This is a genomic window from Nitrosovibrio tenuis (assembly GCF_900109785.1).
GTDB lineage: Bacteria > Pseudomonadota > Gammaproteobacteria > Burkholderiales > Nitrosomonadaceae > Nitrosospira > Nitrosospira tenuis_A.
In genome coordinates this window covers 63,940-89,026 of the sequence record NZ_FOBH01000005.1, presented here as the reverse complement: position 1 = coordinate 89,026, position 25,087 = coordinate 63,940, and the positions used below count along the sequence as shown (strand labels likewise).

28 protein-coding genes and 1 tRNA gene are annotated in these 25,087 nt (G+C 53.5%); 14 read left to right on the top strand and 15 right to left on the bottom strand.

The annotated features are described in order from the left end of the window. The first annotated feature begins 61 nt into the window (after nt 1-61). Together recR and rluB are read left to right on the top strand one after the other, a co-directional pair. Nucleotides 62-658 (top strand): recombination mediator RecR, encoded by a 597-nt coding sequence (recR, locus tag BMX00_RS08240; RefSeq protein WP_090828549.1) that lies wholly within the window; start codon nt 62-64, stop codon nt 656-658. 285 nt (nt 659-943) lie between these two features. After that, nucleotides 944-1,849 (top strand): 23S rRNA pseudouridine(2605) synthase RluB, encoded by a 906-nt coding sequence (gene rluB / locus BMX00_RS08235; RefSeq protein ID WP_090828548.1) that lies wholly within the window; start codon nt 944-946, stop codon nt 1,847-1,849. Here rluB and prmB read toward each other — a convergent pair. The 4 genes from prmB to dapC all read right to left on the bottom strand — a co-directional run bounded on the left by prmB (nt 1,828) and on the right by dapC (nt 6,192). Next, a complete protein-coding gene (gene prmB / locus BMX00_RS08230; protein WP_090828547.1) occupies nt 1,828-2,727 on the bottom strand; it encodes a 50S ribosomal protein L3 N(5)-glutamine methyltransferase in 900 nt (299 codons plus the stop codon). The genes rluB and prmB overlap by 22 nt on opposite strands. 149 nt (nt 2,728-2,876) lie before the next feature. Next, the gene (gene dapE / locus BMX00_RS08225; protein ID WP_090828546.1) at nt 2,877-4,010 is read right to left on the bottom strand and encodes a succinyl-diaminopimelate desuccinylase; all 1,134 of its coding nucleotides are present in this window, start codon (nt 4,008-4,010) and stop codon (nt 2,877-2,879) included. 88 nt (nt 4,011-4,098) lie between these two features. Next, nucleotides 4,099-4,920 (bottom strand): 2,3,4,5-tetrahydropyridine-2,6-dicarboxylate N-succinyltransferase, encoded by an 822-nt coding sequence (gene dapD / locus BMX00_RS08220; RefSeq protein ID WP_090828545.1) that lies wholly within the window; start codon nt 4,918-4,920, stop codon nt 4,099-4,101. A gap of 75 nt (nt 4,921-4,995) precedes the next feature. Beyond that, nucleotides 4,996-6,192, bottom strand: coding sequence for a succinyldiaminopimelate transaminase (dapC, locus tag BMX00_RS08215; protein ID WP_090828655.1), 1,197 nt, complete (start codon nt 6,190-6,192; stop codon nt 4,996-4,998). A 138-nt stretch (nt 6,193-6,330) separates the two neighbouring features. On the opposite strand from dapC, the gene BMX00_RS08210 reads away from it, so the two are divergent. From BMX00_RS08210 to BMX00_RS08185, 6 genes are all read left to right on the top strand, one after another. Next, nucleotides 6,331-7,203: a DMT family transporter gene (locus BMX00_RS08210; RefSeq protein WP_090828544.1), complete on the top strand. Its 873-nt coding sequence runs from the start codon at nt 6,331-6,333 to the stop codon at nt 7,201-7,203. 96 nt (nt 7,204-7,299) lie between these two features. Beyond that, on the top strand, nt 7,300-8,250 hold the full coding sequence (locus BMX00_RS08205) for a D-2-hydroxyacid dehydrogenase (RefSeq protein WP_090828543.1): 951 nt from the start codon (nt 7,300-7,302) through the stop codon (nt 8,248-8,250). Nucleotides 8,251-8,545: 295 nt separating this feature from the next. Further along, a complete protein-coding gene (locus BMX00_RS08200) occupies nt 8,546-8,965 on the top strand; it encodes a rubrerythrin family protein (protein WP_090828542.1) in 420 nt (139 codons plus the stop codon). Between the two features lie 102 nt (nt 8,966-9,067). After that, on the top strand, nt 9,068-10,399 hold the full coding sequence (locus BMX00_RS08195; RefSeq protein ID WP_090828541.1) for a heterodisulfide reductase-related iron-sulfur binding cluster: 1,332 nt from the start codon (nt 9,068-9,070) through the stop codon (nt 10,397-10,399). A gap of 121 nt (nt 10,400-10,520) precedes the next feature. Further along, entirely contained in the window at nt 10,521-11,120 is a 600-nt protein-coding gene (locus BMX00_RS08190) for a DUF3501 family protein (RefSeq protein WP_090828540.1), read from the top strand. Further along, nucleotides 11,120-11,650: a CNP1-like family protein gene (locus BMX00_RS08185; RefSeq protein WP_090828539.1), complete on the top strand. Its 531-nt coding sequence runs from the start codon at nt 11,120-11,122 to the stop codon at nt 11,648-11,650. The genes BMX00_RS08190 and BMX00_RS08185 overlap by 1 nt, the downstream gene beginning before the upstream one ends. Nucleotides 11,651-11,692: 42 nt before the next feature. Here BMX00_RS08185 and BMX00_RS08180 read toward each other — a convergent pair whose 3' ends face one another. The 9 genes from BMX00_RS08180 to rplU all read right to left on the bottom strand — a co-directional run bounded on the left by BMX00_RS08180 (nt 11,693) and on the right by rplU (nt 17,472). Then, complete coding sequence (locus BMX00_RS08180; RefSeq protein ID WP_090828538.1) at nt 11,693-12,025, bottom strand: protein tyrosine phosphatase family protein; 333 nt, start codon at nt 12,023-12,025, stop codon at nt 11,693-11,695. 89 nt (nt 12,026-12,114) lie between these two features. After that, nucleotides 12,115-13,233, bottom strand: coding sequence for a glutamate 5-kinase (proB, locus tag BMX00_RS08175; protein WP_090828537.1), 1,119 nt, complete (start codon nt 13,231-13,233; stop codon nt 12,115-12,117). 319 nt (nt 13,234-13,552) lie between these two features. Then, a complete protein-coding gene (locus BMX00_RS08170) occupies nt 13,553-13,951 on the bottom strand; it encodes a DCC1-like thiol-disulfide oxidoreductase family protein (protein ID WP_177171804.1) in 399 nt (132 codons plus the stop codon). Then, nucleotides 13,948-14,787 carry a hypothetical protein gene (locus BMX00_RS08165; protein WP_090828535.1) on the bottom strand — a complete coding sequence of 280 codons (840 nt, stop codon included), beginning with the start codon at nt 14,785-14,787 and terminating at the stop codon, nt 13,948-13,950. Before BMX00_RS08165 ends, BMX00_RS08170 begins: the two co-directional genes overlap by 4 nt. After that, entirely contained in the window at nt 14,777-15,289 is a 513-nt protein-coding gene (locus BMX00_RS08160) for a hypothetical protein (protein ID WP_090828534.1), read from the bottom strand. Before BMX00_RS08160 ends, BMX00_RS08165 begins: the two co-directional genes overlap by 11 nt. Nucleotides 15,290-15,297: 8 nt before the next feature. After that, nucleotides 15,298-15,516 carry a hypothetical protein gene (locus tag BMX00_RS08155; RefSeq protein WP_090828533.1) on the bottom strand — a complete coding sequence of 73 codons (219 nt, stop codon included), beginning with the start codon at nt 15,514-15,516 and terminating at the stop codon, nt 15,298-15,300. A gap of 266 nt (nt 15,517-15,782) precedes the next feature. Then, nucleotides 15,783-16,811, bottom strand: a complete 1,029-nt coding sequence (gene cgtA / locus BMX00_RS08150; protein ID WP_090828532.1) for an Obg family GTPase CgtA — start codon at nt 16,809-16,811, stop codon at nt 15,783-15,785. Nucleotides 16,812-16,891: 80 nt separating this feature from the next. Continuing rightward, nucleotides 16,892-17,149 (bottom strand): 50S ribosomal protein L27, encoded by a 258-nt coding sequence (gene rpmA / locus BMX00_RS08145; RefSeq protein WP_090828531.1) that lies wholly within the window; start codon nt 17,147-17,149, stop codon nt 16,892-16,894. Between the two features lie 11 nt (nt 17,150-17,160). After that, nucleotides 17,161-17,472, bottom strand: a complete 312-nt coding sequence (gene rplU, locus BMX00_RS08140) for a 50S ribosomal protein L21 (RefSeq protein ID WP_090828530.1) — start codon at nt 17,470-17,472, stop codon at nt 17,161-17,163. A 212-nt stretch (nt 17,473-17,684) separates the two neighbouring features. Between rplU and ispB the strand changes: the two genes are divergently transcribed. From ispB to ampD, 4 genes are all read left to right on the top strand, one after another. After that, nucleotides 17,685-18,653, top strand: coding sequence for an octaprenyl diphosphate synthase (ispB, locus tag BMX00_RS08135; RefSeq protein ID WP_090828529.1), 969 nt, complete (start codon nt 17,685-17,687; stop codon nt 18,651-18,653). Nucleotides 18,654-18,786: 133 nt separating this feature from the next. Beyond that, nucleotides 18,787-18,863, top strand: a tRNA-Pro gene (locus tag BMX00_RS08130). Between the two features lie 363 nt (nt 18,864-19,226). Then, nucleotides 19,227-19,463: a PP0621 family protein gene (locus BMX00_RS08125; protein WP_090828528.1), complete on the top strand. Its 237-nt coding sequence runs from the start codon at nt 19,227-19,229 to the stop codon at nt 19,461-19,463. Nucleotides 19,464-19,534: 71 nt separating this feature from the next. Continuing rightward, nucleotides 19,535-20,092 carry a 1,6-anhydro-N-acetylmuramyl-L-alanine amidase AmpD gene (gene ampD, locus BMX00_RS08120; RefSeq protein ID WP_245727968.1) on the top strand — a complete coding sequence of 186 codons (558 nt, stop codon included), beginning with the start codon at nt 19,535-19,537 and terminating at the stop codon, nt 20,090-20,092. A 35-nt stretch (nt 20,093-20,127) separates the two neighbouring features. Here the strand turns inward: ampD and BMX00_RS08115 are convergent, their stop codons facing one another. After that, nucleotides 20,128-21,798 carry an ABC-F family ATPase gene (locus BMX00_RS08115; RefSeq protein WP_090828526.1) on the bottom strand — a complete coding sequence of 557 codons (1,671 nt, stop codon included), beginning with the start codon at nt 21,796-21,798 and terminating at the stop codon, nt 20,128-20,130. Nucleotides 21,799-21,949: 151 nt separating this feature from the next. Between BMX00_RS08115 and BMX00_RS08110 the strand changes: the two genes are divergently transcribed. Beyond that, nucleotides 21,950-22,918 carry an acetyl-CoA carboxylase carboxyltransferase subunit alpha gene (locus tag BMX00_RS08110; protein ID WP_090828525.1) on the top strand — a complete coding sequence of 323 codons (969 nt, stop codon included), beginning with the start codon at nt 21,950-21,952 and terminating at the stop codon, nt 22,916-22,918. Further along, on the top strand, nt 22,887-24,317 hold the full coding sequence (gene tilS, locus BMX00_RS08105; protein ID WP_090828524.1) for a tRNA lysidine(34) synthetase TilS: 1,431 nt from the start codon (nt 22,887-22,889) through the stop codon (nt 24,315-24,317). Before BMX00_RS08110 ends, tilS begins: the two co-directional genes overlap by 32 nt. Nucleotides 24,318-24,409: 92 nt before the next feature. Here tilS and BMX00_RS08100 read toward each other — a convergent pair whose 3' ends face one another. Continuing rightward, nucleotides 24,410-25,057 (bottom strand): pirin family protein, encoded by a 648-nt coding sequence (locus BMX00_RS08100; RefSeq protein WP_245727959.1) that lies wholly within the window; start codon nt 25,055-25,057, stop codon nt 24,410-24,412. Between the last annotated feature and the right edge of the window lie 30 nt (nt 25,058-25,087).

Below are 25,087 nucleotides of genomic sequence, written 5' to 3'. Positions count from 1 at the left end.
TGGAAGCGCCCAGAAGCGATTGCGATTTTTACGATCGATGTTTTCTTTACGTTTCATCTAATTGAAAACCCCGCGCAGCCTTGACGACCTGATCAACGCATTACGCTGTCTGCCCGGCGTGGGCCCAAGGTCGGCGCAGCGTATGGCTTACCATTTGTTGCAGCGCGACCATGAAGGTGCGCAGCGCCTTGCCAGTTCGCTCGACTATGCGCTGCAACATATCAGGCATTGCGAGAAATGTAATAACTTTACCGAAGAAGTCGTATGCGAGTTATGCAGATCTCATCATCGCGACGCGGCATTGCTGTGCGTAGTCGAGATGCCTGCCGACCTGCTCATGATGGAACAGGCTCACTGTTACAAAGGCATGTATTTCGTGCTGATGGGCAGATTGTCGCCGCTGGACGGTATCGGGCCACGGGAAATTCATCTTGACCGGCTGCTGAAGCGGACTCAGGACGGGCTCGTGAAGGAAGTCGTACTCGCCACCAACTTTACAGTGGAAGGCGAGGCCACGGCTCATTATATCGGTGAGTTGCTGCACGACAAAGGTCTGAAAATCACGCGAATCGCCCGCGGACTGCCCGTGGGTGGAGAGCTGGAACATGTGGATAGCGGCACATTGGCGCAGGCGGTGATTGAGCGCCGCGAGATGTAGCAGCTATCTGTCAGGAAGAATCACCATGATTCTTCATTCCCCGGCCGGCTTGGGAATTCAATCTAGTCTTTCAATGATGTGCTTTATGAGCCCATGTGTAGAGGGTTTAAACCGGAATAAGGCAAGATTCCATGAACTTCGCCATTATGGGCATACCGGATTCCAGCCGAACCAAAACGCTTTGCACGCACAAAAGATTCGATTCCGGTTTCCGCCATACAGCCATTGTACTGTTTGACCGGTTGGTAAACTTAGCGCAATGCAAAGCCTGAAAGTGAGAGTCAAATGAAAGCCAGGCTATCGAAGCCAACGAAATCCCCGAAATCGCCCCAGTTGCCCCAGTTGCCCCTGTCATCCCACCCGCAGGAATCCCGGAGATCGGTAAGAAACAAGATGTCGCGGGTTACCGGTACTAACCCTGCCTCCGCTTCCGCCTCGGCCATAACCCAAAAATTGCACAAGCTGCTGGCGCAGGCAGGATTGGGCTCACGGCGCGAAATGGAAGAACTGATCGCCGCAGGCCAAGCGACTGTTAACGGAAAAGTGGCGCACGTCGGCGATCGGGTAGGACCGGCCGATGTCGTCCGTGTAGGAAAGCGCGTCGTCCATTTCAAATCCGCGGAACGTCTGCCGAGAGTTCTGCTTTATCACAAGCCGGAGGGAGAGATCGTCAGTCGCGATGATCCACAAGAGCGCCCCTCGGTGTTTGATAAACTTCCTCAATTGAGATCGTCGAAATGGGTATCTGTCGGCAGACTTGATTACAACACCAGTGGCCTGCTGATTTTTACCACTGATGGGCAATTGGCTAACCGGTTAACCCATCCGCGTTTCGAGATCGAGCGCGAGTATGCCGTGCGAATTATAGGACGCTTGACGCCCGAGCAGGCGAACGTATTGACAACTGAGGTTAAACTGGAAGATGGCCCGGCCAAATTCGACCATCTGTCGGATCAGGGCGGCGAAGGTTCAAACCGCTGGTACCGGGTGATATTGAAGGAGGGCAGGAATCGCGAAGTGCGTCGCATGTTCGAAGCGGTGGGATTGACAGTAAGCCGCCTGATGCGGGTGCGCTTCGGTCCTATAAATCTACCGCCGCGTTTGAAACGCGGAAAATCCATGGAATTGGACGAGGCCGAGACTAAGCGTTTGCTGGAATTGGTCGCTTCTCAAACTGATGGGAGCTCATGACGCTTTAACAGAAATACAAACTCGTCCCCAGCGCTCGTTTCAAGCCAGGTGAAAGGAGTTCGGGGAAACGCTCGTTCCAGAGCTTCTTGATTATGTCCGGCTTCGACGATCAGCATTCCCCCGGTGGTTAAATGGCTGGCTGCGCTATGGATTATTTCGCGGATCACGTCCAGCCCATCTTCCCCTCCCGCCAGGGCATTGCGCGGCTCATGGCGATACTCCTCGGGAAGCGTCGCCATCGATTCGGCGCTGACATAAGGCGGATTGCTGACAATTAGGTCATAGCGGCGCTCTTGCAATCCGGCAAACAGATCGGATTGGATGAGATTGATTTTGTGCTCCAGGCCATAATCCGCCACGTTCTTCCGGGCCACCTGAAGCGCGTCCTGCGAAATATCAGCGGCATCGATCATAGCGTGTTCAAAAGCGTGGGCGAGCAGTACCGCAAGGCATCCCGAGCCAGTGCACAGATCAAGCGCCGAATGGATGTCATCCGGTTCCTCTACCCATGGAGAAAGCTGCTCGCGCAGCAACTCGGCAATGAAGGAACGCGGCACAATTACGCGCTCGTCCACATAGAACCTGAAATCCCCCAGCCAGGCTTCCTTGGCAAGATATGCAGCAGGAATTCTTTCGGTCGCGCGACGCCGAATCACATTCACAACCTGCTCCAGTTCAGGTGTCGTGAGATGCGCATCAAGAAAAGGTTCCAGGCGATCGAGCGGAAGGTGCAAGGTATGCAGGATGAGATAAGCCGCCTCGTCATACGCAGAGGTAGAGCCATGGCCAAAAAAAAGCCCCACCTCGTTGAAACGGCTTACTGCGAAGCGCAACAGGTCGCGAACTGTGGAAAGTTGGGATTTGGCCTCGCAGTACATATTTTTTTATACAATAATGATGGCTATAACTATTCGCTAGTCCTGCTGCCTGCAAACGGATAAGGCCGATAGGTCCGATAGTTCGCTAGGCCGCTCGGTTGAGCTTTACCCCCATCTATCGAAATTTTACGGTTCAGATAGCCAATGAATTATATCGGCAGCAAATGCTCCATCGTCAAGCGGTATATTTCCGGCAGTTGCTCCAGATCTTTTACTTCCACGTACTCGTTAATCTTATGGATGGTGGCGTTACGCGGACCCATCTCTACCACTTGAGGGCAAATATCAGCAATGAATCGTCCGTCGGAAGTCCCGCCTGAGGTGGAAAGCTGAGGTTCGATTCCCGTTACGGTTTTAATCGCGCGGCTTATCGCTTCCACCAGATCACCCCTGGGGGTGAGGTAGGGTTTGCCCGAGAGTTCCCACCGCACGTCATAATCGAGGTGGTGCCGGTCGAGAATCTCATGAACTCGGGCTTGCAGTGATTCGACCGTGCTGGCTGTGGAGAAACGGAAATTGAACAGGATCGTTACTTCGCCGGGAATTACGTTGGCCGCGCCGGTACCGCCATTGATATTGGAAATCTGCCAGGTGGTAGGCGGAAAGTACTCGTTGCCTTTATCCCATTCGGTTTGTGCCATTTCTGCAATGGCAGGGGCTGCGAGATGTATGGGATTTTTTGCCAGATGAGGATAGGCGATGTGCCCCTGAATACCCTTGACGATAAGCGTTCCAGACAATGAGCCGCGTCTGCCGTTTTTGATCGTATCGCCCAGCATGTCCACGCAGGTGGGTTCACCCACAATGCAATAATCGATCGGCTCATTGCGCGCTTTGAGTGTTTCCACTACCCGGACGGTGCCATCAATGGCAACGCCTTCCTCATCCGAGGTGATAAGCAGTGCAATGGAGCCGCCATGGTCTGGATATTTCGCCACAAACGTTTCGATTGCGGTAACAAATGCCGCCAGCGACCCTTTCATATCGGCGGCGCCTCGACCGTAGAGCCTGTCACTGCGGACTTCCGGTATGAAGGGATCGCTTTCCCATTTGGCGAGCGGACCAGTCGGCACTACATCGGTGTGGCCCGCGAAGCACAGCAGGGGTGCATTCATTCCGCGCCGCGCCCATAGATTATCCACCTCGCCACAGCGTATTTTTTCAATGGCAAAGCCGATTTTTTTCAATCGCTCGATCAGTATGTCCTGGCAGCCGTTGTCAAAGGGTGTCAGAGAGCGGCAGGCAATCAGCTTCTCGGCGAGGGCCAGCGTGTCATTGTGCATGGAATATTTCCTGGAAAGAGACAAGTTCTAATGAACCATCCTGGATGAGCTTCATCGAGGTGATAATACCAAGGCACTCTCTCACAGCCTAGATTCCGCGCAGAAGCTCATTGATACCTGTTTTAGCGCGGGTTTTGGCATCTACTTGTTTAACGATGACCGCGCAATAGAGGCTGTATTTTCCATCCACCGAGGGAAGATTGCCGGAAACCACTACCGAGCCTGGCGGAATACGGCCATAGCTTGTTTCACCGGTTTCGCGGTTATAAATCTTGGTGCTCTGGCCGATATATACACCCATCGAAATGACTGAATTCTCCCCGACGACGACGCCTTCGACGATTTCCGAGCGTGCGCCGATAAAGCAATTATCCTCGATGATAGTAGGATTTGCCTGAACCGGTTCGAGCACTCCGCCTATGCCCACTCCGCCGGATAAATGCACATTTTTTCCAATCTGGGCACAGGAACCGACTGTGGCCCAGGTATCCACCATGGTGCCCTCATCAACATATGCGCCTATGTTTACATAGGAGGGCATCAGCACGACATTACTGGCAATAAACGCGCCTTTGCGTACTGCCGCAGGCGGCACCACACGGAAGCCGCCGTTACGGAAGTCCTTGGAACTGTAATCCGCAAACTTGGAGGGCACCTTATCAAAATAATTGGAGAAGCCGCCCTTGATGAAGCTATTGTCTTCAATACGGAAGGACAGCAATACGGCCTTTTTGATCCATTGGTGTGTTTTCCATTCGCCGTTGGTTCTTTCCGCGACGCGCAGTTTGCCGTTGTCGAGCATTTCCAGAACCTGCGCGACGGATTCCTTGAGTTTGGCCTCGACATTCCGAGGCGTAATTTCAGCACGGCGTTCGAACGCTTCTTCTATGGTATTTTGGAGCTGATCCATGTTTTCCCTTTCCCTTTTTTCCTTCTTCCTGGCTACAATATTTTTATCAATTCAGATCTTCGCGACCGCTGTCTGCTAATTTAGGTTGGATGCCAGCATTGCGATTCGTCCGGCCGCCTCGACACATTCCGCCAATGGCGCGACCAGGGCGATTCGAATGAAATTCTCTCCAGGATTGATACGATTCGCAAAGCGCGCAAGATAACTGCCGGGTAAGACCGTGACATTATAATCGCGATAAAGCTGGCGGGTGAACTCAACATCATTAACCGGAGTCCTTATCCATAAATAAAAGGCCGCGTCCGGCATGGATACCGGAAGGATTTCCTTCAATAATTCAATGACTGCGGCAAATTTCTCCCGGTACAAGCGGCGGTTCTCGATAACATGCACCTCGTCGTCCCAGGCCGCACCGCTTGCGGCCTGAACTGCTGGGTTCATCGCACTGCCGTGGTAAGTTCGATAGAGCAGAAACTTTCGCAGTATTGCCGCATCGCCCGCCACAAACCCGGAACGCATGCCCGGTACGTTGGATCTCTTCGACAGGCTGCCGAAGACTACCAGCCGCGGGAAGCCGTCGCGGCCCAGGTGATGGGCGGCTTCGAGCGCGCCAAGGGGAGGGGCGGCTTCGTCGAAATAGATGTCAGCGTAGCATTCATCCGAAGCAATGATGAACCCGTGACGGTCCGATAGTTCGAACAGCTGCTGCCACTCATCCATCGACATGACTCTGCCGGTGGGGTTACCGGGCGAGCAGACATACACCAGTTGTGCGCGCGACCAGACCTCCCTGGGCAACTGAGCATAGTCGAGTGCAAAATTATTCTCCGGCAGTGTGTTTAGAAAATGAGGCGTAGCGCCCGCCAACAAGGCTGCGCCTTCGTAAATCTGATAGAAAGGATTGGGGCACACCACTCCCGCTTCGGGGCGAGATAAGTCAATCACCGCCTGGGCAATGGAGAAAAGAGCCTCGCGGCTGCCGTTAACGGGAATAATTTCCGCATCGTGATCGATGGCAGGCAGGCGATACCGCCGCATCAACCATGTCGCGATGCTCGCACGCAGCGCCGGGGTCCCTAGCGTGGTGGGATAATGTGCCATCGCAGAAAGACTAGCCGTCAGCGCATTGCGAATGAGTTCGGGTGTCGCATGCTTGGGCTCCCCGATGTGCAGGTTAATCGGAACAAAAGATTGGTTGGGGGTAATGTCCTCAAACAGCTTGTTGAGCTTCTGGAATGGATAAGGCTGTAGCCGATCGAGATTGGGATTCAATTTAATTAATAAGGCGCGAAGGTAATACGAGTTGGCAGGGCGGGTCGGCAGGAACTGTCGATTTCCTGAGATGAAGCTTTTAATCAAGACAGAATTATAAAGGGCGGGCGCTTGCTGACCAAACAAAATAAGCAAAATATGGGAAACACTTTGCCAGTGGCAGCTTTGCTCGTTGGCGCAATTATTTGGGGACTGCTCTGGTATCCCTACCGTCTTTTAGAGCAAGCGCAGATACATGGCGCCATCGCAACCGCAATCACCTATGTTATTGCGCTGCTGATAGGGTTGGCCATATTCCGCAACCATTTGCGCAAATCCAGAATATTCGACGGTCAAACACATTTATTATTCTGGATCGGAGTATTTGCAGGCTGGGCCAATCTTGCGTACGTACTCGGGGTTATTCATGGCGAAATCATGCGGGTGTTGCTGCTGTTTTACCTGGCACCGCTATGGACTATTCTATTCGCACGCCTTCTGCTGAATGAACAATTGAGCCCGCACGGGTATCTGGTTATCGCCCTTTCGCTGATCGGTGCCATGGTGATGTTGTGGCAACCGAAAGGCGGATTTTCGCTGCCTTCATCCTACGGCGATTGGATGGGATTATCAGCCGGCTTCATGTTTGCGCTTTCGAATGTGCTGAGCCGTAAAGATCAGTACCACGACATCCAGTTGAAATCGGTGGCTGTGTGGGTAGGGGTAGCGCTGATAGCGTCCGGTTACAGCCTGCTCCTGCGCGATTTGCCGGTTTTTGACGATATTTCTCCTAATACTTATCTGCTTCTGGCGGGAGTGGGGCTCATCGTATTTTTCCTGAGCCTGGTCATGCAATATGGCCTCACGCATGTGCCTGCCAATCAGGCTATCGTTATTATGCTGTTTGAATTAGTGGCCGCGGCCATCGCAGCGCACTTCCTGACGGACGAGGCCATGACAATCCGGGAATGGATTGGAGGCGTAATGATTATTTCGGCAAGCCTGTTTTCAGCAAGGATGAATCGTGGCTAAATGCAGGCTCGCGCTTCCGCCGAGCGCTTCCATAACATAACCGCATGCGCTGGGTAATGTATAGCTATGTATCGGTTCGAAGAGGAGTGAATAAGCATGAGCCATCATGTCGTTGTTCTGGAACGGGACTCGCTCAAGGCGCGGGTGCGCCGGCCGAGGTTCGAGCATACTTATGAGGAATACGCCCACACGCCTCCTGATCAGATTGTTGCGCGACTACGGTTTGCGACAGTGGCAATCATTAACAAAGTGCAGTTGAGCAATGAGATCCTCGCGCAACTGCCCAAGCTGAAAATGGTGGCGATTTCCGCAACCGGATATAATGGTATCGATATTGCTGCCTGCCGCAACCGCGGCATCGCCGTGGCGAACATCCGCAATTACGCTATCCATACCGTGCCGGAGCATGTGTTTGCGCTGGTACTTGCATTACGGCGGAATCTAGTGGCCTACCGGTACGAAATCGAGCAGGGGGCATGGCAGAAATCGGAGCAATTCTGTCTGTTCACCCATCATATTAGCGAGCTGTCTGGTTCCACAATGGGAATAATAGGAGAGGGTGCGATTGGGCAGGGAACCGCCGCGATCGCGCGGGGTTTTGGAATGCGCGTGCTGTTCGCCTATCATGACTCCTCTAAAAAGAAAGAGGTAAGGCTCACTCCATTGGATCAGGTCATGGCCGAGTCGGATGTTCTCTCCCTGCACTGTCCGTTAACACCCGCCACACAAAACCTGATCGGTATCGAGGAATTGCGCAAAATGAAGCGCAGCGCACTGCTGATCAATACTGCGCGAGGTGGGTTGGTCAACGAGGCTGCGCTGGTTCAGGCGCTGGATGAAGGGTTGATCGCTGGAGCGGGTTTTGACGTGCTCACCGAAGAGCCGCCGGTAAATGGCAATCCGTTACTCGACCTGCGCCGGCCCAATTTCATCCTGACGCCCCACGTGGCCTGGGCTTCGGATCAGGCCATGCAGGTTCTCGCCGATCAGTTGATCGATAATATCGAAGCCTGGGTGGCGGGAAAGCCGCAGAACCTGGTTACCTGAGCATAACTTGGACGCCAGCCTCATGAATACGAACGGGGAACGAGGAATGGGGAATGGGGAATGGGGAATTCGAGCTCTACCATATCCGCCCGAGTGATGATGCAGTACATGGCTGAGGTATGGCTGCGTGCAGATAGCGTGAATGCTCAACCGGACGATAGTTGACAAGCCATCTTCCCTTCGATAGTCTCCTACGGTTCGGCTTTAGCCTGATCAATTCATGCGGTTGAGTACACTACTTCGAAGTATTTTAAGATATTAATTTCATTAAAACCATTAACCACAGGAGAGAGTGATGGAACTTAAGGGATCGAAAACTGAAGGGAATCTGAAGGCGGCCTTTGCCGGAGAATCCCAGGCAAACCGCCGTTATCTCTACTTTGCTGCCAAGGCGGATGTGGAAGGCCAAAACGATGTGGCGACGGTCTTCCGTTCCACGGCCGAAGGCGAAACCGGGCATGCCCATGGTCATCTGGAGTATCTTGAAGCGAGTGGCGACCCGGCTACGGGCCTGCCTATCGGATCATCGCGGGAAAATCTCCAGGCAGCCATCGCTGGCGAAACTCACGAATACACCGATATGTATCCCGGCATGGCCAAGTCCGCGCGGGAAGAAGGTTTTGATGAAATCGCCGATTGGTTCGAGACTTTGGCGAAGGCCGAGCGCTCTCACGCCAATCGCTTTCAGAAAGCCCTGGATAACCTGGCTGAATAATATTCTTAAGCAAAATAACGGATGGCCCGGACCGAGCGCCGGTCCGGCCGTCGCTCGCTCTAGATTCGCGCTGTTTATTTCCCATCCAATTTTTTGCATGGCATGACCACCCGAGAAGGAAGCCTGGAGCCACCGAAGCGTCATCCGCTCGATTGGGAAAATCCGGATTTTTATGACGAACCCAAGTTGTTCGCCGAGATGGAGCGCGTCTTCGACATTTGCCACGGCTGCCGCCGCTGCGTCAACCTGTGCACGGCATTTCCGCGCTTGTTCGATCTCATAGACGAGGGATCGACAGGCGAGTTGGATGGGGTGGAAAAGCAGAAATTCTGGGAGGTGGCAGATCGCTGCTATCTCTGTGATATGTGCTTCATGACGAAGTGCCCTTATGTTCCCCCCCATCCGTGGGATATCGATTTTCCACATCTGATGTTACGCGCCAAAGCGGTCAAGCATAAAAAAGGGGACATCCGTTTACGCGATAAATTGCTCTCCAGTACCGATGCGATGGGTAAGCTGGCGAGTATTCCCGTGGTGGCGCAGACAGTCAATGCCATGAACAAAGCGCCAGCAGCTCGCAAGCTGATGGATAATATGCTGGGTATTCATGCTGAGCGGAAATTGCCCGAGTATGACAGCCGCAGGTTCCGTCCTAACGCGCGGATCAATTCATCGCACGAGGTTCGGGACGGCGCCAGAACATCGGGCAAGGTGGCGATCTATGCCACCTGCTACATCAATTACAATGAACCGGGAATCGGGCACGATCTGGTGAAAATACTCGATCACAACGAGATTCCGGTGCATCTGGTGGAAAAAGAGGCGTGTTGCGGAATGCCGAAGCTGGAACTGGGTGATCTGCAGGCAGTGAAGGAACTCAAAACGAGGAATATTCCACCTTTGGCGAAACTGGCAAAGGAAGGATATGCGATATTGACTGCTGTGCCATCATGCACACTCATGTACAAGCAGGAATTGCCGCTCATGTTTCCCGACGATGGGGACGTAAAAGCGGTGGCGGAGTCAATGTTCGATCCGTTCGAGTACCTGATGTTACGGAACCGGGATGGCTTGTTGAAAACTGATTTCACGCAGCCTCTGGGTAATGTTTCCTACCACATCCCTTGCCATTTACGCGTGCAAAATGTCGGGCAGAAGACCAGGGAAATGCTTCAAATGATACCGGGGACCAAGGTGAATGTTGTGGAACGCTGCTCCGGCCACGACGGAACCTGGGGCGTCAAAACCGAGCATTTTGCCGAATCGATGAAAATTGGCAAGCCGGTATTCAGGCAAATGGCCGCGTCCAGCCCGGATTACATCAGCTCCGATTGTGCCATTGCCGCCCGTCATATCGAACAGGGAATGGGCGATACCAAGGCACAGAAACAGCACCCGCTGACGCTCATGCGCATCGCCTATGGACTTGAATAGTGGGACGTGATGAGTGGGACATGACTGAGTGGGACTTGACTGAGTGGGGCTTGACTGAGTGGGGCTTGGCCGGATCGTTATTCAAACACGCCGCCGCTCATTCGACACATATGAAATTAAAATGCCCTTGATTAACCGCGATAGCCTGTTGACCCTCGAGGCCTATGCCAAAGCACGGCAGGATTTCCGCGCCCGGGTCATGGCGCACAAGAAAAACCGCAAGATTCATCTTGGGGAAAATGTAACGCTCATTTTTGAGGACGAGCTGACGATACGGTATCAGATTCAGGAAATGCTTCGGGCGGAAAAGATTTTTGATGAAGCTGGCATACAGGAGGAGCTGGAAGCGTACGGCCCCCTGGTTCCGGATGGCGCCAACTGGAAAGCGACCATGATGATCGAATTTCCCGACCCGGCCGAGCGCGCCGCGAGGCTAAGGGAATTGATCGGAATCCAAGATGGGGTATGGGTGAAAGTAGAAGCGTTTGATCAGATTTATGCCGTTGCCGATGAGGACCTGGAGCGAGATACCGGGGAAAAGACCTCATCAGTACATTTCCTGCGTTTTGAGCTCGCCCCCTCCATGATTGAAGCGCTGCGCCATGGCGCACCCTTGAGCATGGGTATCGACCATCCCGCCTATAACGCGCCACCTGAATCGGTGACTGGGGCAGTGCGGGAATCCTTACTCAATGATTTGACTTCGAGTATCGCTGCGTAATGAAGAGACTTTTGCTGTTGCTGTGCTCGGTTCCGGCTATAGCTTCGCCTACAGCTTATGCACAAAAAGACGTTGCCGACTACGAGTTTGAGAATGAAAAACCCTGGATCGAGATACAGGCACAATTGCCACCTTATCCTCAGACTGAAAATCTTCTGCAATTCGATGCCGGTCCGGCGAGCGCCAACTCGCATTACGTCGATGCTCCATCCATCTCGCTGGGAGAGGATAACGTTGTGCGTTTTAGCCTCGTGACCAAATCACCTTCAGGCGCAATGAATGTAAGCTATGAGGGTATACGTTGCCAGACCGCGGAAAAAAGAACGTATGCCTACGGCCGTAACAATAATACCTGGATTCAGGCACGAATGTCGAAATGGGTCAATCTGGAAAATATTGCCCAAAATTACCCGCAGCGAGCGCTTTACCGGTATTTTTTCTGCCCGCTCGGAGTTGATATGGTTAGAGATACCGACGAGGCTATCCGGGCCTTGAAAGCCGGGATTCATCCGCGAGCTGTCCGGTACTAGAACCGAATATTCCCGAACCGGATATTCCCTTCCTCTCCACAGTCACCTCGATCGCTCGTAAAGCGTCTTTGCCCGCATTCCCATGCGGCAATAGCCCAGGACGGGCCCAGGCAATTTGTCGATCAGGGTTTTGAATTGCGCGACATGCCCGTCGTTTATCTGTCCAGGTATGACGGGCAGGTAGGCAAACTCCAAGCCCAATTTTCGTGCTTCAGATTCAAGAAAGTTATGATCCGGATGAGCGCCGCCATCCTCGCTATCCGGACGGTTGCAGATCACACTTTTAAAACCGGCCGCCTTGATGTCAATTAAGTCCTCAGGGTCGATCTGCGGGCTGGTTGAAAAATGGGCGTCAATTTCGGTGAGCGGTTTCATGATAGTCCTCGGAGATAGTAAGACATTGCGGCTGCGATCTTTAGCGATATTCTACGCCAGCTTTCAGGATTTGGGCTAAAGGGCTGGGGCTAAAGCAAAACCAGATTATCCCTATGGATGAGTTCGGGTTCGCCCACATAACCCAAAATGGCCTCGATTTCGTTGCTTGTCCGCCGCAGTATTCTGCGTGTTTCCGCGGCGCTGTAATTGACTAATCCCCGAGCGATTTCTTTTCCTCGTGCGTCCAGGCAACCCACCACTTCGCCGCGTTCGAAGTTGCCGCTGACATTCGTGACGCCTATCGACAGCAGACTCTTGCCGCCGACCGCGAGCGCTTTCACGGCACCTTCGTCCAGGGTAATGTTTCCGCGCATCTGCAGATGGTCGGCGAGCCATTGTTTACGCGCTGCCAGCATCATGGTTTCAGCCAATAGTTGCGTGCCAACCGCATTTCCTTCAGCGAGTTGAATCAGGACGCCGGGCTCGTGTCCGGATGCGATTACGGTATGTGCCCCACTGCGTGCGGCACGCTTTGCGGCCAGCACTTTGGTCAGCATGCCGCCGCGCCCGATGTCGCTGCCCGCGCCGCCCGCCATCGCTTCAATGGCAGGGTCTCCGGCTCTGGCTTCCTCAACCAGCCGGGCCTGGGTGTTCTTGCGCGGGTCGGCGGTAAATAGTCCACCCTGGTCGGTGAGGATTATCAGCACATCGGCCTCGATCAAATTGGTGACCAGCGCAGCAAGGGTGTCGTTGTCCCCAAAGCGAATTTCGTCGGTTGCAACGGTGTCGTTCTCGTTGATGACGGGAATCACGTTCATGCCAAGCAGGGCAAGTAACGTCGAGCGGGCATTGAGGTAACGTTTCCGGTCCGACAGATCCTCATGAGTGAGCAGTATTTGCGCGGCATGCAGGCCATGAGCACGAAAACAGGATTCGTAAGCCTGCACAAGCCCCATTTGCCCAACTGCCGCAGCGGCCTGCAATTCATACAATGCATGAGGACGCTTTTTCCATTTGAGGCGCTGCATACCTTCCGCTATTGCTCCGGAAGATACCAGCACGACTTCTTTATCCATTTCATTGAGCTTGGCAATTTGCTCTGCCCAGCACGCAAGCGCGGCATGATCCAGCCCTTGTCCCTGGTTCGTGACCAAGCTGCTGCCGACCTTGACGACGATGCGCCGGGAACCTTTTACGATGGATTGCATGGCTTAATTGTGGTCGTAACGTAAAGCTTTCATTTAAATTTGGGGTAGGGGCTATTAGCGGCTTTGGCAAAAGCACGGGAAAAAAATGAAGTTGCTCAAACTGAGGCATTAGGACGGCAGGGCGAATAGTATAAACTTTGCTGCGCGCTTAATAAAGAACGGCGCCAGGACCCGCGAAGCGATCGGGCAGCGAAGGGGATGCCACGACCGTGTTGAGGGCATTATGATGTCGGTACACTCACTCTCAGGTCGAACACTTCCTGCGAAAGGCACTGCTCCATCCTGCGCGGTCGCTCCAGGGGGGAGGTAAGCGGTATCTCTAGCGCGGAATGAGTTTGCGTCGAAGTAACGACAAGGTCAATCTGCGCCCGGCTGCGAGGGCTGGATAAACTGCCGCGGCAATTTTTTTATTGTGGAACAATAACCGGTTCAGCATGCCGACCGCGCCGGAGTCATTACCGAGTATAGACAAAAGGTGCATGCCTTCTGCGCCATAGTAGTGATGCCCGTGCCACATGACAATCATGCCGTCATTGATCTCCATTCCTTTGGAGCGCAATTCCCGAACGAGGCCGGGTCTTTCCCTGGCATTGATCAGTTCCACGTCGCCCGCATTTTTACGCACGGAATAGAACCTGACGAAGTTTGCGCAGAGCGGGCAATCGCCGTCGTACACGACAAGCAACCGGTCGGAATCATTCTCATCCGTCGACATCATGCCCATCCCAGCCAGTCGCGAATCAATGAGTTTGCTACCATTAGCGATGGATAGGTCGCGAGAAAGGGCCAGACAAACGCATTCAGTCCCATAAAATAAGCATTGGAAAAATGAAATGCGGCGAAGCACAAGAGGCCTGCAATCGCCAGAGCCGGGGGGGCAAACAAGATGAGTGGAAACAGCATTTCCGTTACGATGGTGGTCCAGCAGACGAATGAGCAAAAACGGGGGCGATGTTCACCAAAATAAACCGCCGATGGATGCCCGTACGATTGAGTTTTCATTACTCCCATCAATGCGCTTCCGTCACGCCAAACGGGTGAAGCGAGCTTTGCCGCGCCCGCTACGAAGTAGGCTAATGTCGCTTGCCCACCGATTGCCAGAACCCCGGATAAAACCAGGTGGTTATCATTGAAAGCTATTCCGGCTGACATGATAGCCACTCCCGCGGCGATGACCATTCCCATCTGATCCGATCCGTCGCCCCCAAACCACGTGCGGCGGGATATATAAAAACATGAGAGCAAAATGATGCTGCTGCACGGTAAATCTGCCGGGCCCGGGTAGGGCGTGAGCAACGCAAGCGCGGCAGCAATACGGCACAACAAGACCGCTATCACAACGCGTTCGGAATGCACATACGGGCGAATGGCAGGGGTACAGATCAGGTTTGGCCGCAAGCGCAGAACAGCCCACGATAACAGACCGTTTGTGCGGAAGAGATGAAGATTAAAGAACCATTCCGCCGCGGAGAGCAGCGACCAGGCGGCCAATAAAAATTTGGTTATGACGAGACATAAAGCGATCTCCACCAGGACCCCTGCTTCACCTGCCATGGAAACTGGAGAGGAAGGAGCACTCCAGTTTTCGCTCATCATGCCCCGTTGATTCGATAATGGCGATTTGAAATTCTACGGCGTCCGGCTCAGGCGGCACGGCATGCGCCGCGTAATACAAGAGAAGCAGGTAAGGTACAGTAAAAGGAATCCCGGCGGTACCAATATTCTCGCGCTTCAATAGCAATTTTATTGCCTGGACAGCGTCATTCATGATCTTGGATGAGCGCTTTTGAGGGTTCCAGACATACCCGAATCTCGGCCGGGAGGAATAGACGGGAACGCTTCTCCAGCATGTCAAGCGTCCGTCGCCGCAACGCTCCCTTATTACCAAATGGTAATCCCTGACGCCGGGATTCGGTGCGAAGAAAGTCCAGCGTGGAATAACATGCAGTGCATTGAATGTGTTAATAAGAGGCTGAAAACGCGAATGTTGCGCCAATAACGTGATGACCAGCCACAGCGTTACTATCGAATACAGCAGGACAGCGGCCAGCGACATATTCGGTTCTATCGGTGGCTGAGCGCGTTCTGACGACGTCTCATGAGCGTATCCAGCGACAGTCCCTCGCCACCCACCAGACCTACGTTGTCGCCGGCTTGAGCCTCGCCGGCGTTACCGATGGGTATGACTATCTGCTCGTATTTATCGGAAACATCGGAGGTCATTTTTCGTGCATCGATGACAGGGTCCAGTCCATCAAGTTCCAATTCGGTAAGTCTGGTCATAATTCCTCCTAAAATGAGTGGCAAGAAAATACGTTCGTGAAATTCATATAAATGCCGGGCTGTGAAAACGGCCTAAAATACTACGATCAACCTGCGGCCATAAGAACAGCCAGGCGGCACTCGCACGCCTCGATTGCGGGGCATTGCAATGATGCTCTGCAACTTCAGTTATAGCAAAACGTGGCATGCATTTCATCACGCTTTTATACACCTGTATGACCCGCGGGATGAATTCAGACATAATTCAGCCGTACCCACCAGATCAATTATTCCTCCTGTTTTGCCGATTCGTGTTCCAGGTAGTCCATAATGGCATAAGTCAGCTCATTGCAGCCTTCCCCGCTGATCGCTGAAATGATAAAGGTTTTCTCCTTCCATCCGAGGCTCCGGATGAATTTCTTGCAAATTTTTTCCCGCTCAATTTCCGGCAGGAGATCGGCTTTGTTGAGCACCAGCCAGCGTGGCTTTTGATAAAGGGACTCATCATATTTCCTGAGCTCATCGACGATGGCTTTGGCTTCGCGCACAGGATTGATGGTTTGATCCAGCGGGGCGATATCCACCACATGCAGGAGCAACCGCGTGCGTGCAAGGTGTTTCAAAAAGCGGTGGCCCAAACCCGCGCCTTCCGCTGCACCTTCTATCAGGCCGGGGATATCCGCCATGACGAAGCTGCGGTTCTGATCGACGCGCACCATGCCCAGGTTGGGGTGCACGGTGGTGAAAGGATAATCCGCCACCTTCGGGCGGGCGGCGGAAACCGCGCGAATCAGGGTAGATTTCCCCGCGTTGGGCATGCCAAGGAGCCCCACGTCGGCCAAAACCTTGAGCTCCAGTTTAAGGTCGAATTCTTCTCCTGGTTCACCCGGAGTAAATTGACGGGGAGCACGGTTGGTGCTGGATTTAAAATGAAGATTGCCGAGCCCGCCCGTACCGCCCTTGGCTAACAACACTTTTTGCTCATGGCGCTGCAGATCGGCAATGATTTCTCCGGTGGCCGCATTTGCTATGACGGTTCCAACCGGCATGCGCAAAGTGATGTCGTCAGCCCCCTTTCCGTAGCAATCGGCGCCACGTCCGTTTTCTCCATTTTTCGCGCGATGGATGCGGGCAAAGCGATAGTCGACCAATGTATTGATGTTGCGGTCGGCCAGGGCAAAAATACTGCCGCCCCGTCCGCCGTCGCCGCCTGAGGGGCCGCCTTTTGGAATGTACTTTTCGCGGCGGAAGCTTGCCGCACCGTCGCCCCCGTCTCCGGCACTCACATGTATTTTTGCTTCATCTATATATTTCATCAAATGCTTTGAGTATATGGCTATAAACAAAAAAGCCCTATCGTATTTGACAGGGCTTTTGGGGCAACGATTCTGAGAATCTAGGCCGGGATAATACTGACTGTTTTCCGCTGTTCCGAACCCTTCAAACCGAAGCTGACTGTGCCGGTGGTCTTGGCAAAAAGCGTGTGATCCTTGCCCATGCCTACATTATCGCCGGGATGGACCTTCGTGCCGCGCTGGCGGATAATGATACTGCCAGCCGGGATCAACTCGCCGCCAAAGCTCTTCACGCCCAAACGCTTGGAATTCGAATCGCGACCGTTTCGGGAACTTCCGCCCGCTTTTTTATGTGCCATGACAAGTTCTCCTAGGCGGAAATGCCCGTGATCTGAATTTCGGTGTAATTCTGCCGGTGCCCCTGGTGTTTCTGATAGTGTTTGCGCCGGCGCATTTTAAAAATGCGCACTTTGTCGTGCCTGCCCTGTTCCAGCACTGTGGCTTTGACTGAGGCACCGTTCAAGAGAGGTTTACCCATTGATATGTTATCGCCATCGGCAACCATCAACACCTGATCGATCACGAGTTCGCTACCGATCTCCGCCGGTACCTGCTCAATTTTAAGCTTCAGCCCGTTCTCAACCCGGTACTGCTTCCCACCGGTTTTTATGATTGCATACATACTGGACTCCCTTATTGCTGACTGATTGTTGCCAAACGCCGTCAAAAATCGCGCGTTGAAAAGGGCAAACGCGGATTATACATAGCCGCCCTGCTAAGGTCAAAGGCCTGTTGCGGATGAGTTTTATATGGAAACTGTGTGGGCACTATAATGCCGAACTTGACACGTTGGCGGCTAGGTTTCTACCATGGCAGCTTTTTTCAGGAACCTTTGTGTCAATTGAACGTATCAAGAGTCTGATCGCGCAAGACATGGTCGCGGTCGACGCGGTCATCCGCGAAAAACTTTATTCGGATGTAGAGCTCATCCGGCAAGTAAGCGAATATATCATCAATAGCGGCGGGAAGCGCCTGCGCCCCGCGCTTGTCATTCTTTCTGCTGGCGCCTTTGGTTATTCCGGAAAATATCAGTACAATCTCGCGGCGATCGTTGAATTCATTCATACCGCGACCTTGCTGCACGATGACGTCGTGGATGCGTCCGAGTTACGGCGTAGCAAGGCAACCGCAAATGCCCTGTTTGGCAATGCCGCGAGCGTATTGGTTGGCGATTTCCTTTACTCCCGGGCGTTCCAGATGATGGTGGAAGTGGACAATATGCGCGTCATGCGGGTATTGGCTGATGCCACCAATACCATTGCGGAAGGCGAAGTATTGCAATTGCTCAATGTGCACGATCCTGATGTCGATGAGGAAAACTATCTACGGGTGATTCGTTACAAAACTGCGAAGCTGTTTGAGGCGGCAACCCGGCTTGGTGCAATCCTCGGCAATGCCCCATCGGCTGAGGAGGAAGCAATGGCGGTGTATGGCATGCATCTCGGCACAGCGTTTCAATTGACGGACGATATGCTGGATTATTCCGGTGACTATCAGGAAACCGGTAAAAACCTTGGGGATGATCTGGCTGAAGGCAAACCGACACTGCCGCTTATTTATGCGATGAGAACGGGATCGAGTGCCCAGGCGGCGATCATACGCAATGCCATCGAACAGGGCGGCGAGGGCGGCTTTCAGCCGGTCCTGGATGTTATCCAGCAAACCGGCGCGCTCGATTATGCCCGGCAGCGCGCGCAAACCGAATCCGATATCGCATCCAGAATGATTTCCCTGCTGCCTGACTCCGATTATAAGGAATGCCTGCTGCAATTGAGCACTTTCGCGGTGGCGCGAAACTACTGAGCTCGTTTCAGCATTTTCAATTTGCTCGGTTACCTCTTCCTGCGTACAATTGGCGCCCACGTGCTTGGAAACTCAGCATTAATTGCGTCATAGGTGTGGCAAACGATCAGAAAGTAGAAAGCTGGAATCAGCTCGGGGTGTAGCTCAGCCTGGTAGAGTACTGCGTTCGGGACGCAGGAGTCGGAGGTTCGAATCCTCTCACCCCGACCATCTTTTTTTTCACATCGGCCTTCCCAAATAGCCTCGCATTGAGGACTACTATTTCCTGTAATGCAGCTTTCCGAAATTCAGTCGGGTTCGGCTAATTTTTGCCGATTGCCTGGTTTTCGCTTCTTATCGGCCCACTCTTCTGCTTAAATTCTCGCATTCCATTCCGCCGGACGAACCATCGGATGGATGAGAGAACGAACGTGGCGATAATAACCATCTAACGCCCCCCTGCTGCGCAGGGAGAGGGTAAGGGATGAGAAGGGTGCTGCCCCAGACTTGCACCGCGCTATGCAACCGGTAGAATGCGTTTCATGGTTAAACGAAACATCAGTCTCGATGTAATGCGCCAATGGAGGTCACGCATTGGGTAGAATTCTATTCTTCATCCTTATTGCGGCGCTCTTTTTATGGCTGATAAGCAGCTACCGGCGGGCGCTTAAAAAGCGGCAGGAGGAAAGAAAAGGCCCGGCAACGCTCGAAGGCGAGGACATGGTGCGCTGCGTTCACTGCGGGGTGCATTTGCCCAGGAGCGAGAGCATCACGTCAGAAGGCAAGTATTTCTGTAGCGATGAGCATCGGCGGTTGCATTCGCAGGGCTAAACCGGATATTTATGAATCCTGCGCGAGTGACCACAGCTCTAACTGGAAATGCAGAAAACGCGAGTCAGAAAATAGAGAGCCAGGCGGCGGACGGCCTGGGCAGCATACGTTTTATCCCTTCGCCCAATTTTGACGAACGCCCGGCTGGATATGCTATCAGCCTGCTGGTAATTCATAACATCAGCCTGCCGCCGGATGAGTTCAGCGGCGATGGAGTGATCGAGCTCTTCACGAACTCACTCGATCCCGAAGCTCATCCGTATTACCAGCAACTTCGCGGCCTCAAGGTTTCGGCTCATTTCTTCATTCGCCGGAGCGGCGAAATCATTCAGTTTGTTCCCTGCGGGAATAGAGCCTGGCATGCGGGAGAATCCTGCTGGCAGGGTAGGAGCCGTTGCAACGATTATTCTGTTGGTATAGAACTTGAGGGCACTGATACCGTGCCGTTTACGGACGAGCAATATGTTGCACTGGTGGCGCTGACGCGCACGCTACAACAAACTTATCCCATCACCGATATTACCGGTCATTCCGATATTGCACCGGGCCGCAAGACCGATCCCGGCCCCTGCTTTGACTGGGCCCGCTATCGGGCTGCATTACGGGCCACATTGGATGGGGCTGGTTGACTGATTCCTGTTCACCCGAAATAATGAGGAAGAGACTATCGGGAGGATATACGGATTTTTTCCTTGGCACCTGAGGTGTTGCCGCGGGGCGTGGAACTGTTCGGTATGAAATCTTGGCCCTGCAGGTAGTCTTCGTAGCTGCCTTTGAAATCGGTTGTTCCGTCGGACTTCATTTCGATGATGCGAGTAGCCAGCGAGGAAACAAATTCCCGGTCATGCGAAACGAAAATAAGTGTACCGTTATATTTCTCCAGTGCGCTATTCAGGGATTCAATGGATTCCATGTCGAGGTGATTGGTGGGCTCATCCATGAGCAATACATTATTTCGTTGCAGCATGAGTTTACCGAACAGCATGCGGCCTTCCTCACCGCCGGAGATGACCTGGACCGATTTTTTCACTTCATCGCCGGAAAACAGTAATCTGCCGAGAACGCTGCGTACGGCCTGATCGTCATCGTTTTCTCCACACCACTGCGTCATCCAGTCGGTAAGCGACAGATCGATTGCAAAATCGGCGGAATGATCCTGCGCGAAATAGCCTGGACGGGCCTTCTCCGCCCACTTCACCTCCCCTGCATCGGGAGCCAGATCGCCGGCAATGCAGCGCAGTAGCGTGGTCTTGCCGATGCCGTTTGGCCCGATGATGGCCACTTTCTCGCCCGCTTCCACGTTGAGGCTGAATTTGTGAAATAACGGCTTTTCCATGCCGGGAAAATGTTTGGTGATACTTTGCACCGATACTGCCAGACGATGCAATTTCTCCCGCTCATCCACATCGAGTCGGATGTAAGGGTACTGCCGGCTGGAGGGTTTCACATCCTCCAGCTTTATTTTCTCGATCTGGCGTGCGCGGCTGGTGGCCTGCCGCGCCTTGGAGGCATTCGCGGAAAAACGGCTTACAAACGCTTGTAATTCGGCAATCTGGGTTTTCTTCTTGGCGTTGTCCGCCAGCATGCGTTCTCGCACCTGGGTGGAAGCCGTCATATAGTCATCATAATTTCCCGGGTAGATACGGATTTCGCCATAGTCCAGATCCGCCATGTGAGTGCAGACACTGTTTAAAAAATGACGGTCATGGGAAATGATGATGATCGTGCTCCTGCTTTGGTTAATGACGTCTTCCAGCCAGCGGATAGTGTTGATGTCCAGATTGTTGGTGGGTTCGTCCAGCAGCAGAATGTCGGGATCGGCAAATAACGCCTGTGCCAGCAGCACTCTCAGCTTGAACCCCGGCGCTATAGCGCTCATCGGCGCCTGATGCTGCGGCAGTGGAATACCCACGCCCAGCAGCAACTCTCCCGCACGGGCTTCCGCGGAATAGCCATCCAATTCGGCGAAGCGCGCCTCGAGTTCCGCGGCATGCATATAATCGGCCTCGGTAGCGTCAGGGTTGGCGTAGATTGCGTCGCGTTCTTCTTTCACCCGCCATAGCTCGTCATGACCCATCATTACGCAATCGATCACGAGACAGTCCTCGAAGGCGAACTGATCCTGACGCAATTTGCCTACTCGCTCGCCGGCGTCGACACTGATATTGCCGGAGGTCGGCTCCAGGTCGCCGCCGAGTATTTTCATGAAGGTGGACTTGCCCGAGCCGTTGGCGCCGATCAGGCCATAGCGATTGCCATCGCTGAATTTGACTGAAACGTTTTCGAACAGGGGCTTGGCCCCGAACTGCATGGTAATGTTGGCAGTGGTGATCAAAGCGTGCGTCCTGAAAAATGCGAGCGTAAAACTCTCTATTTTATATAATTTTTCAAGAAATTGCGAACACGTTTAAAGCCATCTTCCAGAGATTTCCTAGGGTTTCACATCATCCTGTATCATTGCGGTTTCCAAATTACAGCCCTGCTTCATGAAAATCACTTTCCTTGATTTCGAGCAGCCCATCGCCGAGCTTGAGGCAAAAATCGACGAGTTGCGTTTTGCTCAGGACGACTCAGCGGTGGACATTTCCGCCGAAATTGTGCGTCTTCAGAAGAAAAGCCATTCCCTCACCCACGGGATTTACGCAAAGCTGACTCCGTGGCAGATATCGCAGGTGGCGCGCCATCCGCAACGACCTTACACGCTGGATTATATTCAGCATCTGTTTACCGATTTCGAGGAACTTCACGGCGATCGGAACTTTGCCGATGATTACGCGATAATTGGCGGGTTGGCTCGATTCAATGGGCAAACGGTAATGGTTATCGGTCACCAGAAAGGGCGCGACACCAAGGAAAAAATCCATCGCAACTTCGGCATGCCCAAGCCCGAAGGGTACCGCAAGGCGCTGCGTTTGATGCGCCTGGCTGAAAAATTTTCCGTGCCCCTGTTTACCTTTATCGATACCCCGGGCGCTTATCCCGGCATCGGTGCAGAGGAGCGCGGGCAATCAGAAGCCATCGGGAAAAACCTCTATGTTCTGGCGGAGTTGAAGGTGCCGGTGATTTGCACCATCATCGGTGAAGGCGGTTCCGGCGGGGCGCTGGCGCTGGCAGTGGGCGATATCGTGCAGATGCTGCAATATGCAACCTACTCGGTTATTTCCCCCGAAGGTTGCGCCTCGATCTTGTGGAAAAGTGCTGACAAGGCGCCTGAAGCCGCCGAAATCATGGGCATCACCGCCCATCGCCTCAAAACGATGGGGCTGATTGACCGGATTATCAACGAACCGCCCGGCGGTGCTCATCGTGATTACCTGACTATCATGCAATCCGTAAAAAAAGTATTGCAGGAATCGCTCAGGCACCTCCAGGAGCATTCAACCGAAGCGTTGCTGGAGAAGCGCTTCGAGCGATTGATGGGATATGGCAAGTACAAGGAAGTCAAAGTCAAGTAGCCTGCGCGGCACGATCGAAAATGTATTGCGTGAACAGGTTCGGCCCGGCAATCATCTGGTGGTGGCGCTGAGTGGTGGAGTTGACTCGGTTGTACTGCTGAATGTGTTGATCCCCCTTTCGGCTCAGATTCCGCTCATGCTCTCCGCTATTCACATCAATCACGGCATTAGCGCCCATGCGGCCAAATGGGCGGCATTTTGCTGTGATCTGTGCCGATCTGCAGGAATTCCCCTCAAAATCGCCCACCTCAAAATCCGCAGAAAACGGGGCGTCAGCCTTGAAGCCGCTGCGCGCGAGGGACGTTATCGCGAATTTAAGAAACTTAAAGCGGATTATGTGGTGCTGGCTCAGCATCTGGATGATCAGGCTGAAACCCTGCTTCTGCAATTGTTGCGTGGCGCCGGGGTGAAGGGGCTGGGGGCAATGCCTGTCGTCAGGAATCACACATTGGAAATAAGCGAGTCCACCGCCGCGGCAACCGATAAACCGGCCACAGGTGAGGAACCAAAATTATTGCGACCCATGCTCCACCTATCGCGGCGCGAGATTGAAGATTACGCCCAGGAACATGGCTTGCAGTGGATCACCGACGAAAGTAATGTTGACGTTTCTTTTGATCGGAATTTTCTGCGTCATCAAGTTTTACCCTTGCTGGAAACTCGTTTTCCGTCATATCGAAGCACGCTATCGCGGGCGAGCCGCCATATGGCGGAGGCATCGATCCTGCTGGATGAATTGGCCGAGGCCGATAGCGCAGGATGTGCTACATCCGGAAGGCTTCACATTGATGAATTGCGGAAGCTGGATTTGCCCCGGGCAAGGAATCTTTTGCGCTACACGCTGGCGCAGCGGGGCGCCATATTGCCCAGTACGGCAAAAATGGATGAAATGCTGAGGCAACTTTTATCGTTGCGTTCGGATGCAAGAATGCATGTGGTTTTCGGAAATACCGAGATCCGCTGCTTCCGCGGAGAGGTTTACGTGGGTAAAGCGAGCATACGGAGAGCGGGTACAGGGAAAACGGGCCCGGCGGTGGCCATGAAAGGGTGGCCTCAATGGTGCGGAGAAGGGCAGCTTGCCATCGGCGAGCCTGGCGGAGTCATCCGCTTTGTGCGTCGCAAAAGCGCTGGGATCAATCTGAAAAAACTTACAGAGCTCCCGGTCACAGTCCGTTTTCGGCAAGGGGGAGAGCGCCTGCGCCCCGATTGCAATCGGCCGCGCCGCAGCCTAAAAAATCTCCTGCGGGAAGCATCCTTTCCCCCCTGGGAGCGGGAGGCATTGCCATTAATATTCAGCGGCGAACGTCTCGCATGCGTACCCGGTATCGGTGTGGATTGCGATTTCCAGGCGGCGTCGGGCGAGGAAGGATTAGTGGTGAGTTGGGAAAGAAATGGCTGAATAAGTCGCCAGCCAGCAGAGTACCGATAAGCAACCAGACCGAGGCCCGAGTTCGAGCCCCAAGTCGTCGCATTACGCCAGGTCATGCCAGCTTAAGCCAACTCGAAAACAAGCACCTCTGCATTCTGCCCCTGATCCAGAACCAAGCGCTCTTCGCCGGTAAGCATGGCACCATCGCCCGGATTTAGAGGCGTACCATTCACGGACACGTTCCCGCGCGCGACGTGAACGTACGCATCGCTGTCCTGTGCGAGAGCCCGCTCAACCCGCTCGCTTCCATCCAGGAGAGCGCCGTACATTTTCGCATCCGCGTGAATGGTTACCGACCCATCTGAGCCATCGGGTGAGGCAATCAGGCGCAGCCGTCCACGCTTTTCGGCATCGCCAAAATATTTTTCTTCATAGCTCGGTTGGATTCCTGTTACGTTGGGAAGGAACCAGATTTGCAGAAAATGAACCTTCTCATCCTTGGAAGGATTGAATTCGCTATGTTGCACGCCTGTGCCGGCGCTCATGCGCTGCACGCTGCCCGGACGAATGATGGAACCGGTACCCATACTGTCCTTGTGCGCGAGCGCCCCTTCCAGCACGTAACTGACAATTTCCATGTCGCGGTGGCCATGTGTGCCAAAACCACGGCCAGACTCGACGGTGTCGTCGTTGATGACGCGCAGCGCACGAAACTGGATGTGTTTGGGATCGTGGTAATCCGCAAAGGAAAAGCTGTGCCAGGAATTCAGCTACCCGTGATCAGCATGGCCCCTTTCCCG